This window comes from Lacibacter sp. (genome assembly GCF_035299325.1).
Taxonomy (GTDB): Bacteria; Bacteroidota; Bacteroidia; order Chitinophagales; family Chitinophagaceae; genus Lacibacter.
Genome location: NZ_DATGWT010000006.1, coordinates 21,902 through 35,479, shown reverse-complemented (window position 1 = coordinate 35,479; position 13,578 = coordinate 21,902). Strand labels below are relative to the sequence as shown.

General features: G+C 40.9%; 14 protein-coding genes and 1 tRNA gene. 7 read left to right on the top strand and 8 right to left on the bottom strand.

Going from position 1 to position 13,578, the window contains the following annotated elements; all coding sequences use genetic code 11:
* The first annotated feature begins 3 nt into the window (after positions 1-3).
* Positions 4-74: transfer RNA gene (locus VK159_RS05440), tRNA-Gln, on the top strand.
* A 58-nt stretch (positions 75-132) separates the two neighbouring features.
* Here the strand turns inward: VK159_RS05440 and rfbD are convergent.
* The 7 genes from rfbD to VK159_RS05405 form a co-directional block, all read right to left on the bottom strand.
* On the bottom strand, positions 133-999 hold the full coding sequence (rfbD, locus tag VK159_RS05435; RefSeq protein ID WP_324229126.1) for a dTDP-4-dehydrorhamnose reductase: 867 nt from the start codon (positions 997-999) through the stop codon (positions 133-135).
* Between the two features lie 9 nt (positions 1,000-1,008).
* On the bottom strand, positions 1,009-1,563 hold the full coding sequence (gene rfbC, locus VK159_RS05430) for a dTDP-4-dehydrorhamnose 3,5-epimerase (protein ID WP_324229125.1): 555 nt from the start codon (positions 1,561-1,563) through the stop codon (positions 1,009-1,011).
* An 83-nt stretch (positions 1,564-1,646) separates the two neighbouring features.
* Entirely contained in the window at positions 1,647-2,711 is a 1,065-nt protein-coding gene (gene rfbB, locus VK159_RS05425; protein WP_324229124.1) for a dTDP-glucose 4,6-dehydratase, read from the bottom strand.
* The gene (locus VK159_RS05420; RefSeq protein WP_324229123.1) at positions 2,711-4,000 is read right to left on the bottom strand and encodes a nucleotide sugar dehydrogenase; all 1,290 of its coding nucleotides are present in this window, start codon (positions 3,998-4,000) and stop codon (positions 2,711-2,713) included. The genes rfbB and VK159_RS05420 overlap by 1 nt, the downstream gene beginning before the upstream one ends.
* 44 nt (positions 4,001-4,044) lie before the next feature.
* Positions 4,045-5,028: a UDP-glucuronic acid decarboxylase family protein gene (locus VK159_RS05415; protein WP_324229122.1), complete on the bottom strand. Its 984-nt coding sequence runs from the start codon at positions 5,026-5,028 to the stop codon at positions 4,045-4,047.
* Between the two features lie 32 nt (positions 5,029-5,060).
* Positions 5,061-6,371, bottom strand: coding sequence for a UDP-glucose/GDP-mannose dehydrogenase family protein (locus tag VK159_RS05410; protein ID WP_324229121.1), 1,311 nt, complete (start codon positions 6,369-6,371; stop codon positions 5,061-5,063).
* 14 nt (positions 6,372-6,385) lie between these two features.
* Positions 6,386-7,537 carry a DegT/DnrJ/EryC1/StrS family aminotransferase gene (locus VK159_RS05405; RefSeq protein WP_324229120.1) on the bottom strand — a complete coding sequence of 384 codons (1,152 nt, stop codon included), beginning with the start codon at positions 7,535-7,537 and terminating at the stop codon, positions 6,386-6,388.
* Positions 7,538-7,655: 118 nt separating this feature from the next.
* On the opposite strand from VK159_RS05405, the gene VK159_RS05400 reads away from it, so the two are divergent.
* Positions 7,656-8,903 carry a 3-deoxy-D-manno-octulosonic acid transferase gene (locus tag VK159_RS05400; protein WP_324229119.1) on the top strand — a complete coding sequence of 416 codons (1,248 nt, stop codon included), beginning with the start codon at positions 7,656-7,658 and terminating at the stop codon, positions 8,901-8,903.
* On the opposite strand, the gene VK159_RS05395 is transcribed toward VK159_RS05400, so the two are convergent.
* Positions 8,873-9,682, bottom strand: a complete 810-nt coding sequence (locus tag VK159_RS05395) for a hypothetical protein (protein WP_324229118.1) — start codon at positions 9,680-9,682, stop codon at positions 8,873-8,875. The genes VK159_RS05400 and VK159_RS05395 overlap by 31 nt on opposite strands.
* A 73-nt stretch (positions 9,683-9,755) precedes the next feature.
* On the opposite strand from VK159_RS05395, the gene VK159_RS05390 reads away from it, so the two are divergent.
* From VK159_RS05390 to VK159_RS05370, 5 genes are all read left to right on the top strand, one after another.
* Complete coding sequence (locus VK159_RS05390; protein WP_324229117.1) at positions 9,756-10,328, top strand: thymidine kinase; 573 nt, start codon at positions 9,756-9,758, stop codon at positions 10,326-10,328.
* Positions 10,329-10,385: 57 nt separating this feature from the next.
* Positions 10,386-11,048, top strand: a complete 663-nt coding sequence (locus VK159_RS05385) for a heme exporter protein CcmB (RefSeq protein ID WP_324229116.1) — start codon at positions 10,386-10,388, stop codon at positions 11,046-11,048.
* 74 nt (positions 11,049-11,122) lie between these two features.
* Positions 11,123-11,815, top strand: coding sequence for a cytochrome c biogenesis protein CcsA (ccsA, locus tag VK159_RS05380; RefSeq protein WP_182805163.1), 693 nt, complete (start codon positions 11,123-11,125; stop codon positions 11,813-11,815).
* Entirely contained in the window at positions 11,815-12,042 is a 228-nt protein-coding gene (locus VK159_RS05375; RefSeq protein ID WP_324229115.1) for a CcmD family protein, read from the top strand. The genes ccsA and VK159_RS05375 overlap by 1 nt, the downstream gene beginning before the upstream one ends.
* A 34-nt stretch (positions 12,043-12,076) precedes the next feature.
* Complete coding sequence (locus VK159_RS05370; protein WP_324229114.1) at positions 12,077-13,495, top strand: Glu/Leu/Phe/Val dehydrogenase; 1,419 nt, start codon at positions 12,077-12,079, stop codon at positions 13,493-13,495.
* Positions 13,496-13,578: the final 83 nt, after the last annotated feature.

The window sequence follows — 13,578 nt, the reverse complement described above, 5'->3', positions numbered from 1 at the left end:
GATTGGCCTATAGTATAATGGTAGTACGACAGATTTTGGTTCTGTTTGTCTTGGTTCGAATCCAGGTAGGCCAACAAAAACCCTCCACAATGTGGAGGGTTTTTGATTTTACTCACTTTTCAGGAAGTGATATCAGGCATTTTGTAAGATGCTGATGCATTTCTGCAAACTTTCTTTCCACTCAGGAACAGCCACGGCGTATGTTGACTTTATCTTGTCTTTATTTAGTAAGGAGAATTTTGGTCGCCTTGCCGGCGTTGGATACTCGGCTGTTAAAATAGGATGTACAATGGCTTTACTGCCGGTTAATTCTTTAATCGCCTGCGCAAATTCAAACCAACTGATCTTTCCTTCATTGCTGTAATGATAAATACCACTCTCCCATTTGCCGGAAGAAATGATATCCAGAATTGCTTTTGCCAGATCAGCAGCATATGTTGGAGAACCAATCTGATCACTCACTACATTCAGTTCATTGCGTTCATTCATTAGCCGCATCATCGTTTTCACAAAGTTGTGACCGAACGATGAATACACCCATGAAGTGCGGATGATGATTGCATCTGCATCTTCTTTCATGCACAACTGCTCACCTAAAAGCTTTGATTTACCATATGTGTTGATGGGACCGGTTGCATCCTCTTCTTTGTAAGGCGTTTCACTTTCGCCATCAAATACGTAATCAGTGGAAATATGAAGGAATTTGGCATGATACTTTTTGCAGATGGCGGCAAGATGACCAACAGCTTCGCCATTTACAAGCATCGCCATATCCTGCTCTGCTTCTGCTTTATCAACAGCCGTATATGCAGCACAGTTGATGCAGTATAGCGGTTTTGCAGCGATGAAGAAATTTTCTACCAAACCAAAATGATGAAGCTTCAGATCTTCCCGAGAAGCAAACACGAAATTGAATTGAGAATAGTTATCAGCTATTTGTTTCAACTCTTTTCCGAGCTGACCATTGCTACCTGTAACAAGTATAACCGGCTTCTCCATATGTATGAGTTAAAAGAAACTATCTTCCTGTAAATCGGCCATTGCTGAATTGACCAAATCTTTTCCTGAAACAATCTCCTTACCGCCTTCAATTTTCCAATCAATTTTTAAAGTTGGATCGTTGTACAACAAGCCGCCTTCGCTTTGTTTATTATAGAAGTTATCGCACTTATATAATACCTCGGCCGTTTCGCTTAACACCGAAAAACCATGTGCAAAACCACGTGGCACTAACAATGCATTCTTTTTCTCTGAGTTTAACTCAACGGCATAAACCTGCTTGAAAGTGGGTGAATCTTTACGCAGATCAACAACTACGTCCAAAATTTTTCCGCTTAAACAACGAACCAGTTTTGCCTGGGCATGTTCGCCTTTTTGAAAATGCAAACCACGGATTACACCATAAGTTGAACTGGATTGATTATCCTGCACCCAGTTATAATGCAGTCCTTCTTTTTCAAAAGACTGCTGATTGTATGATTCAAAGAAATAACCCCGCTCGTCGCCAAATACATTTGGCTCAAACACCACTAAGCCCGGGAAACCTGTTTGTAAAAAAGCCATAAATTATGTAGGATGTATGATTTATGATGTCTGATATAAGGCTTCAAATCATAAATCCTACATCAGACATCAGACATTTTTAGTTACCTCTTCTCATATTGCACATCATAGTACTTCTGGTAATCGCCACTTGTTACATGATTGATCCATTCTTCATTACTCAAATACCACTCTACTGTTTTTTCCAATCCTTCTTCAAACTGAAGCGAAGGACTCCAGCCCAATTCTTTGTTGAGCTTGGTTGCATCAATTGCATAACGCAGATCGTGACCGGCACGGTCCTTCACATAAGTGATGAGTTTGGCACTCTCTCCTTCTGCACGACCAAGTTTTTTATCCATGATGCTGCAGAGCAAATGAACGAGATCAATATTTTTCCATTCGTTAAAACCACCTACGTTATAGCTTTGGCCGAGTTTCCCGTTATGGAAAATGGTATCAATAGCTCTTGCATGATCTTCTACAAATAACCAGTCACGCACATTCTCACCTTTACCGTAAACAGGCAATGGTTTGTTGTTTTTGATATTGTTGATCATTAACGGAATCAGTTTTTCCGGAAAATGATGCGAACCATAATTGTTGCTACAGTTACTCATTATCACCGGCAAACTATAAGTATCATGATAAGCCATTACAAAATGATCAGAAGCGGCTTTTGATGCAGAGTAAGGAGAATGTGGATCGTAGGGAGTTTCTTCAGTGAAGAAACCTGTTTCACCTAATGAACCATACACTTCATCGGTTGATACATGATAGAACAGCTTGCCTTCATGATTACCCGCCCAATGCTTGCGACATGCATTCAGTAATATGGCAGTACCCAATACATTTGTTTTTACAAATGCTAATGGATCAAGGATACTGCGATCAACATGACTTTCTGCGGCCAAATGTATTACCGCATCAAAATGATATTGATTGAAGAGCTGTTCTACAGCTGCTTCATCTGTAATATCAATTTTTGCAAACGCATAGTTTGGCTGATCCTGTACATCTTTCAGATTCTCCAGGTTACCTGCGTAGGTTAACGCATCACCATTTACAATTTTGTAATTGGGATACTTGTTTACAAACAGGCGAATTACATGACTGCCGATAAAACCGGCACCACCTGTTACCAATATTGTTTTGTCGAATGCGCTCATTATAAACTCCAGTATTTGAGTTTTGAAATTTTATTACGGTAGATACCTTTGAGATCAGCAAACATTGCTTTGTCATTCGCAATAGATAACAAATATTCTTCTGTAAATGCTGTGTAGGGATGATGTGCAACGGCTAACACAATTGCATCATATCCTTTTCCAATTTCAGCTGCAAGTGTTAAGCCATATTCATGATGTACTTCAGCAGCATCTGCATGCGGGTCAACAAAATCAACTGCCACATGATACTCCAATAACTCTTTTACCATATCCGCCACTTTCGAATTACGGATATCAGAAACGTTTTCTTTAAACGTTGCCCCTAACACCAACACTTTTGCAGTAGCAGGGTTCGGCGCATGTTTAATAATATGCTGAATAATTTTCTTTGCTACATAACGTGGCATCTCATCATTTACAAAACGTCCACTTGCAATTACTTTTGAATTATAACCAAGCTGCTGTGCCTTGTAGGTTAAGTAGTACGGATCAACACCGATGCAATGCCCACCAACTAAGCCCGGAGTGTATTTATGAAAATTCCACTTTGTTCCTGCCGCTTCCACCACATCAAATGTGTTGATGCCAATACGATCAAAGATGATCGAGAGTTCATTCATTAGTGAAATGTTCAGATCACGCTGTGCATTTTCAATGATCTTTCCTGCTTCTGCTACTTTAATGTTTGGTGCACGGTGTACACCAACGGTCACAACACTTTCATACACCGCAGCAATCTCCTGTAACGATTCATCATCGCAACCGGAAACGATCTTGATAGTATTACTTAATGTATGATGTTTATCTCCCGGATTTATACGCTCAGGTGAGTAGCCAATTTTAAAATCAACTTTTCCTTTTAAACCGGAAAACTGTTCCAGGATCGGCATACAATCTTCCTCTGTGCAACCGGGATAGGTTGTGCTTTCATAAATCACATAATCACCTTTCTTCAACACCTTACCCACCGTTTCACTTGCTTTTTCCAATGGCGTAAGATCAGGAACTTTATGATCATCTACAGGTGTTGGCACAGTCACAATAAAGAAAGAAGCTTCTTTCAATACATTACTATCATCTGTAAATACAATATCCTTTCCTGCAAACCGATCAGCCTCAACTTCCTTGCTCGGATCTTCATTCCGTTGCATCATTTCAATGCGCTTCTTGTTGATATCGAAACCGATCACCTGCATGTGCACAGCCAGTTCCAATGCCAATGGCAATCCCACATAGCCCAATCCAACGACTGCTACTTTCTTTTCTTTATTAATTAATGATTGATACATTTTCGATTTCTGATTTAAACTCATCACTGATTACTCATTACTCATCATTTCATGCTTACAAACTCTTTCGGCAATTTGCTCCACTCTTCTTGCGGAAGATTTTTGAAATACTCGTAGGTGATCTTCAATCCTTCTGCACGACTTACTTTTGGCTCCCAACCAAGCAATGCCTTTGCTTTTGTAATATCCGGCTTGCGTTGTTTCGGATCATCAACGGGCAAATCTTTGTAAACAATTTTTTGTGATGTGCCTGTCAACTTGATTACTTCCTCTGCAAATTCTTTCAATGTAATTTCAGTTGGGTTACCAATATTCACAGGCATATCATAATCGCTCATAAGCAACCGATAAATACCGTCAACTAAATCATCTACATAACAAAAACTTCTTGTTTGACTACCATCACCAAACACAGTCAAATCTTCACCACGTAAAGCTTGTCCGATAAATGCAGGTAATGCACGACCATCATTGAGTCGCATACGTGGACCGTAGGTATTAAAGATGCGGATGATCCTTGTCTCAACACCATGAAAGCGGTTATACGCCATCGTAATACTTTCCATGAAACGTTTTGCTTCATCGTACACCCCACGTGGACCAACCGGATTTACATTACCCCAATACTCTTCTGTTTGAGGATGCACCAATGGATCACCATATACTTCAGAAGTTGAAGCAACAAGAATGCGTGCACCTTTTGCTTTTGCCAAACCTAAACAGTTGTGCGTACCATGTGCACCAACTTTCAATGTCTGGATAGGAATTTTTAAATAATCGATCGGGCTTGCAGGCGATGCAAAGTGCAGGATATAATCCAGCTTGCCGGGAATGTGAATGAACTTGGTAATATCGTGATGATAGAACTCAAATTGCTCCAGCTTGAACAGGTGTTCAATATTTTTCAAATCACCGGTAATGAGATTATCCATTGCAATTACATGATAACCTTCTTTGATTGCACGGTCGCATAAATGCGAACCGAGAAAACCTGCAGCACCTGTAATTAAAATTCGTTTGCGATCCATTATGTTGTTATTATGCTATTCGTTAATCAGAATTACTTCACGGCTTCTCTTCCCACACTTTCGTAGAAGAAACCAAGTTGTTTCATTTGCTCTCTGTCGTACACATTACGTCCATCGAAAATCACTTTGTTCTTCAGCATGGAAGAAATTTTTTCAAACTCAGGGGTCCGGAATTCGCTCCACTCTGTTGCGATGATCAATGCATCTGCATTTACCAATGCATCATACTGGCTCTCTGCAAAATCAATTTTATCACCCACCACCTGTTTTACATTTGGCATAGCTTCCGGATCGTACGCATGTACTGTTGCACCTGCTTCTGTTAATGCATCAATCATGTATAAAGCCGGTGCTTCACGGATATCATCGGTGTTTGGTTTAAAGGCCAAGCCCCACAATGCAAAACGTTTTCCTTTCAAATCACCATTGAAATACGAGTTGATCTTTGGCATGAGGAACAATTTCTGTTCTTCATTCACCTTCATCACGGCATTCAATATTTCAAAATCATAATTCACTTCGCTGGATGATCTCACCAATGCCTGTACATCTTTCGGAAAACAACTTCCACCATATCCAATGCCGGGAAACAGGAAGCGTTTACCAATTCGTTCATCACTGCCAATGCCTTTACGTACCATATCCACATCGGCACCCAGCAATTCACACAACCTTGCTACTTCATTCATGAACGAAATCTTGACAGCAAGAAAAGAGTTGGCTGCATACTTCGTCAACTCCGCACTTTTCTCGTCCATAAAAATTACTGGATTACCACTACGTACAAACGGTGCATATAATTCTGTCATGATCTTTTTTGCACGCTCATCGCTTGTACCAACAACTACACGATCAGGTTTCATAAAATCTTCTACCGCCACACCTTCACGCAAAAACTCTGGGTTACTTACCACCGCAAAGGCTCCTTTGAAGTTTTTCGCAATTGCTGCCTGTACTTTATCGGCTGTACCAACAGGCACGGTACTCTTATCAACAATTACTTTGTAATCCGTCAGAATTTTTCCGAGATCATCGGCCACACCTAAAATGTATTTCAAATCGGCACTGCCATCTTCACCGGGAGGTGTTGGCAAAGCCAAAAACACAATCGTAGCATCTTTCACACCTTCTGCAAGATTAGTGGTGAAATGCAAACGACCTTCTTTGAGGTTACGGAGAAATATTTTTTCAAGTCCGGGTTCGTAAATAGTGATCTGCCCGTTTGAAAGTTTATCAACTTTTGATTTATCAATATCAACACAGGTAACCTGGTTGCCTGTTTCTGCAAAACATGTTCCTGTTACGAGACCTACATAACCTGTTCCTACTACTGCGATTTTCATCTGTTAATTTCTGTTTATGATTTTGTATTAAGGTATTCTAACACGTTGCTTGTGATCAATTGCAATTGCTCTTCTTCCAATTCGGTATGCATGGGCAAAGAAATTACACGATCAGTTAACCAATCAGTAATTGGTAAATTGTAATCGGCACCACCAAACGCAGCAAACATTTGCTGACGATGAGCAGGCACAGGATAATAAATCATAGATGGAATTTTCTGTTCGGCTAAATACGCATTCAATCCGTTCCGTACTTCAGCAACGTTATCAAATCCATCGAGCGTCAATGTGTATTGATGAAACACATGATTACTGTACGGCGCACGATAAGGTGTAGTGATGTTTTTATGGCCTGCAAATGCCGCATCATAATAATCCGCAGCCTTCCGACGTGCAGCAATATATTCGTCGAGCTTTTTCAGTTTGATCTTTAACACAGCTGCCTGCACTGTATCAAGTCGGGAGTTACAACCAACTACTTCATGGTAGTACCGCACTTTTTGCCCGTGATTCGCAACCATCTTCAACTGATCAGCCAAAGCATCATCGTTGGTAAACATCGCACCACCATCACCATAACAACCTAAATTTTTAGATGGGAAGAATGATGTGCAACCAATGGTACCAATTGAACCTGTTTTCTTTTTTGTGCCATCGGGATAAATATAATCTGCACCAATGGCCTGCGCATTATCCTCAATTACATACAGGTTATGTTCTGCAGCAATCTTCATGATCTCATCCATATTGGCAGCGTGACCATACAAGTGAACCGGAACAATCGCTTTTGTTTTTGGTGTAATGGCTTTGCGGATCGCTTCCGGATCGATACAGAAGGTTTTCGGATCAACTTCTACAAACACTGGCTTCAAACGCAGCAGAGCTACCACTTCAACAGTTGCGATGTACGTAAATGAAGCAGTAATCACTTCATCACCCGGTTGCAGGTTGAGCGCCATCATGGCAATCTGCAATGCATCGGTTCCGTTGGCACATGGAATGGTGTGTTTTGATCCGAGGTATTGGCTCAGATCGCTGGCCAGCTCCTGCACGGGTTTACCATTAATAAAAGCTGAACTGTCAAGTACATCGAGAACGGCAGCGTCAACCTCCTGCTTAATTGCAAGGTATTGCTGCTTAAGATCAACCATCTGTATAGGTCGCATAAATAAGCTTGTTTAAACGGTGGCGAAAGTACGGCAAAAAAGGCGTTTAGCCTCTGAAACACAGGAGGAAAGCGTTAAGTTTTTACGATCCATTCCTTTCCTCTTAGATTTGTGGCGCATGATCTTCTTTTACAACATATTTCGGGTTGTTTATAAAACAGCAATAGGATTTGCCGCCAACTGGAACCCAAAAGCCAGGAAATGGGTTGATGGCCGGAAAAACTGGCAGCAGGAATTAACTACTAACTGGACAAAAAAGCCGGGTGATTTTGTTGTTTGGATGCATTGTGCTTCGTTGGGCGAATTTGAGCAGGGAAGACCAATCATTGAGGTGATCAAAAGCCAATATCCAAATTCCAAGATCCTTCTTACGTTCTTCTCTCCTTCAGGGTATGAAATAAGGAAGAATTACATGGGTGCGGATCATGTAATGTACCTGCCGTTCGATTCAGCTGGGAATGCAAATGACTTTCTTGATATTGTTAATCCGAAGCTGGCCATTTTTGTGAAGTATGAGTTTTGGCATTACTACCTTTCTGAGTTGAACAATAGAAAGATCGAAACCATTCTGGTGTCGGGAATCTTTCGTCCTTCGCAGGCATTTTTTCAATGGTGGGGAGGTTTTAACAGAAACATGCTTCAACAGTTTTCGCACTTGTTTGTACAAAATGCGGCTTCAAAAGAATTGTTAGATGGAATTGGGTTGGGCAATAAAACAACCGTGGCCGGTGATACCCGTTTCGATCGTGTAATAACTGCGGCTGAACAATGGAAACCCATAGAAATTGCTGATGCGTTTTGCGGAACTGATTTTGTTATGGTGGCAGGAAGTACATGGGCCGAGGATGAAAACATTATTGCTGATTGGATGAAAGCGAATAATAAGTATAAACTCATCATTGCACCACATGAAATCAAAACAGAAAATATCAATCGACTAAAAGAGTTATTTGCAAACGCTGTAACCTTTTCCGATCTCACCACTAACGATTCACCACTCACTACTCACCGAGCATTAATCATCGATAACATCGGCTACCTATCCCGTTTGTACAAATACGGATCGGTTTGTTATGTTGGCGGCGGTTTCAATAAAAGTGGCCATCATAATATTTTAGAAGCTGCTGTGTACGGCAACCCTGTTATTACCGGACCAAATTTCGAAAAGTTCAAAGAAAGTATGGACTTGAAAAAAATCGGCGGAAGTTTTACAGTCAATAATGCTGAAGATTTAAAAGAAATTATGTTGCAAATTGATATTTCGGCAGCAGGAACAATTGCAAAAAACTATGTGAAAGAAAATGCGGGAGCAACCACAGTCATACTCAACTGGCTTCAGGAAAAACGTCTTTTAACCAACGCATAAAACTCCTGTGTTGCAGGACGATCATTATCCCAACCCAGTTTAATTTTCAATTCACGCTCCATCCAGTATTGAGCTTCGGGATAAATAGAAAAATTATTGATGGTTTTAATGCTACGTTCGTACATCACTTCATCACCACGGAAGAGTTCGTTGATGAATACAAAACGATCATTTATGCCGATTGCTTTTTTCAAATCTTTAATAGATGATCCTTCGTTGAGTTTGTGTGCTACTTCCGTTTTATGTTCACCCAGTTGTTCGTTAAGCGACAACTGTTTGCCGTTGTTCATCTCATTCACTTCTTTTGAAGCGACTGCAGGTTTCTTAGGCTCAATGTAGTTGGGTTGATGAATAAGTGTGGGAATCTCCGGTTCTTCATCAAACAATAAAACCGGCTTATGTTGATGTTGCTGCGCTTCTACCTTTTTTGCAAACTCTGCCTTCTGACGTATTTCTTCGAGTTCAGCTTCTACTTCGCTTTCATCGATTTGTAATACTTCCAGAATTTTTTCTACCGGTTTCTCTTCATCTTTAACTACTGACGGTGGAACAAGTCTTGTCGCTATAACAGGTTCGAGGGAAGCCTGTGCAGGCGAGGTTACTCGTGATGCAGGCAACACAACTGCTACACGTTTACTTCCTACTGTTTCTTGTTTTTGTTGAGATTGCTGTTCCAATTCTGCACGAAGCATATTGGTGAGTATCAGCATTTGAGCTGTATCGGCGTTTCGTTGAAGTGCCTGTTGCAATTGTTCGATAAGAGAAGCAATTCGTTCCATGAATAGTGCTTACTTTTGGCGGTATTGGAAATTTGCCGTTAAGTTACAAACAGTTTGGCATAAAATATTGATAATGTTTATTGAACCGAATATAAAAGGCGACCGGAGAGGCTGGATAGAAGTGATCTGTGGCTCCATGTTCAGTGGGAAAACAGAGGAACTTATCCGCCGTTTAAAACGGGCACGAATTGCCAACCTGAAAGTGGAAATATTTAAACCGGCTGTTGATGTCCGGTATGATGATGTAAAAATTGTATCGCATGATGAGAACGCCATTCAATCAACCCCTATCGATAATTCACAAAAAATACTATTGCTGGCGCAGGGCGTGGAAGTAGTAGGTATTGATGAAGCGCAATTTTTCGATCCGGAGATCACTAATGTGTGCGAAAAATTAGCACTTAGCGGAACGAGGGTAATTGTTGCAGGTCTTGATATGGATTATAAAGCACAACCGTTTGGACAAATGCCCAACCTGCTTGCTGTTGCAGATTATATTACCAAACTTCATGCGATCTGCGTTGTATGTGGCAATATTGCGAATTACTCTTACCGCACTTCAAGCGAGGGCGGACAGGTGGTTCTGGGCGAAAAAGACAAGTACGAACCAAGATGCAGGCATTGCTACCATTTGAAAAGCAGTTAGTCGAAAAAAATAAAGCTAAGAATCATAATTTTCAACTCATAAACCATCCTGTTCACATTGGCATCTTCCAAAAAAATACTTGCTCTGTTTAAGAAAGACCTGTTGCTTGAAATAAGACAACAGTACACTTTTTATGGCATTGTATTATATATCGCCTGCACGGTGTATGTGTTATTCCTGGCCATCAACGAACCCGATGGAAGCACCTGGAATGCTTTGTTTTGGGTGAATATGTTGTTCATCAGCATCAATGCAGTAGCGAAAAGTTTTCTGCAGGAAAGCCGTGGCCGCATGCTCTATTACTATTCACTTACCAGTGCGCAGGAATTTATTCTTGCCAAGCTGTTATACAATATATTGTTGATGCTGGTGATGAGTGTACTCAGCCTCATCACATTCAGTTTTTTCCTCGGTGCCCCTTTTTTACATGCCGTTGAGTTCATCGGCATGACTATACTTGGTGGCATCAGCATGAGTCTTGTGTTTACATTAATGGCTGCAATTGCTTCAAGGGCGAATCAAAATGCTGCGATCATGGTCATTATGGGCTTCCCGGTTATTATCCCACAACTGTTGTTACTGATTCGTATTTCCAAGTCGGCTTTCGGTGAAATTTTTAAAGAAGGTGCTGTTTTTCAAATGGTTTTATTGTTGGGTGGGCTCGATGTACTGGTATTGGCGCTGTGCATGATTTTGTTTCCCTTTTTGTGGAAAGATTAATATTCAACCACTAACTTTGCCGCACTTTAAACAAGCAAAACAAATGTTTGTGTTTGTTTTGTAAAGCTGATTATATGCATAAATCCTGGTGGAAGATAGCGTCAGTTATTTTACTCGTTTACACCATTGTTGGTGGTTTCTTGATGGATGTACCCCGTCTTTTTATTTTAAATGAATCAATACGCAACCTCTACTTTCATGTAAGTATGTGGTTTGCTATGATGATTTTATTTGGAGTAAGCCTCGTGTACAGCATAAAATACCTCAGTAAGCAACAATACAAGCACGACATTTATGCCTCTGCTTTTGCAGGCACAGGTACGTTCCTTGGTTTGCTGGGTTATGCCACAGGTGCGGTTTGGGCAAATTATACCTGGGTAACAGACCAGGGTCAATCGCTCAGTAATATTCTCAAAGAGCCAAAGCTCTTAGGTGCGGGTATCGCTATTCTTATCTACTGTGCTTATTTTGTATTGCGTGGAAGCTTTACTGATATGGATAAGAAAGCAAGGGTAACGGCGGTGTATAATGTCTTTGCTTTTGTTATGCTCTTCCCTACTATATGGATCATTCCAAGATTAGTAGGTAGTTTACACCCAGGCGCTCCCGGCAGCGACAGCGGTAACCCTGCACTCAACTTTAATGATATTGATAGCCGCTTACGAATTGTATTCTATCCTGCGGTTATTGGTTGGACATTGTTAGCTGTCTGGATCACTACACTCAAAATCAGAACCCGGTTATTGGCCGATAAATCACTTTTGTAATGAACAAAGTTTTCGCAACTATTCTTTTTCTTACCATCAACCTCCTGTTGATCTTATTTACTGCAGCTGCTCAAACCGAGCAACCCGAAATGGCTGATTCCATGCGCAGTAATGGAAAGATTTATGTAGTGGTGGTGGTTTGTCTCATCATCTTATTTGGTCTTATTGGTTATGTGTTTCGTATCGACAGGAAACTCAGCAAACTTGAAAAGCAACAGAAAGATTAACGCTTGCTATATATTAAATTAAAAAAACGATTGTATGTCAACTACGAATTACAGTTTCTTCGGTGCAGTAGAACAGAGCTTTGATAAAGCTGCAGCTTTTACAAAATGGGATAAGGGTATCCTGGAACAGATCAAACAATGTAACAGTGTTTACCAAATGCGTTTCCCCGTTAAAATGGACGATGGAAGCATTGAGGTAATTGAAGCTTACCGTGTGCAACACTCTCAACACAAATCACCTTGTAAAGGTGGTATCCGTTTTAGTGAAGAAGTGAACCAGGATGAGGTTATGGCGCTTGCATCTTTAATGACCTACAAGTGTGCCATTGTAAACGTTCCGTTCGGTGGTGCAAAAGGTGGTATCAAGATCAATCCACGCAACCACACTCCTTATGAACTCGAAAAGATCACACGCCGTTATACATCTGAACTGGTAAAGAAAAATTTCATTGGCCCCGGTATCGATGTTCCTGCTCCTGACTATGGTACAGGAGAACGTGAAATGGCCTGGATCGTTGATACCTATGCATCGCTTCGCCCCGGAGAAATTGATGCTGCCGGTTGTGTTACAGGTAAGCCTGTTACACAAGGTGGTGTAAGAGGCCGTCGTGAAGCAACCGGTCTTGGAGTTTTTTACGGCATACGTGAAGTTTGCAACATGCCTGAAGTGATGAGCAAACTTGGCTTAACAACAGGTGTTGAAGGCAAGCGTGTAGTTGTACAAGGTATTGGAAACGTAGGCTATCACACAGCTAAATTTTTCAGGGAGAATGGCGCAAAGATCATCGCTATTTCAGAACATGATGGTGCTGTATTTAATCCTGAAGGTTTGCATGAAGATGAATTGATTGAGTTTAGAAAAAAGACTGGATCGATCGTTAATTTCCCCGGTGCTACTACCATTACAAATACAACTGATGCTTTGGAATTGGAATGTGATATCCTGATTCCTGCGGCTTTGGAAAATGTAATCAATGGTGAAAATGCTCCACGTGTTAAAGCAAAGATCATTGGCGAGGCAGCCAACGGACCTTTGACTCCTGAAGCCGATGAAATTTTTGCAACCAAAGGAGTGTTGGTTGTACCCGATATGTTCCTGAATGCCGGCGGTGTGACAGTGTCTTATTTCGAATGGTTGAAAAACCTGAGCCATGTTCGCTATGGCCGTTTGGAAAAACGTTTCACTGAAAACCTGAACACCAATATTCTTGGTCAGATGGAATTCCTGAGTGGCAAAAAAGTTAAGAAAGAACATAGAGATATTATCACACATGGTCCTGATGAAGTGGATCTTGTTTATAGCGGATTGGAAGAAACCATGATCACAGCTGTAAATGAAGTGATGGATTGCTGGAAACAAAACCCTTCAATTCCTGACATGCGTACTGCTGCCTATGTGGTTGCCATCAATAAAGTAGCCACCAGCTATGCTGAGCTTGGCATTTTCCCATAATTAATAACCTAATTGCTTATTCCATATCCCGTTGGTTTTCCAACGGGATTTTTTGTGTCCGCCTTCGTCATTACAATAATACC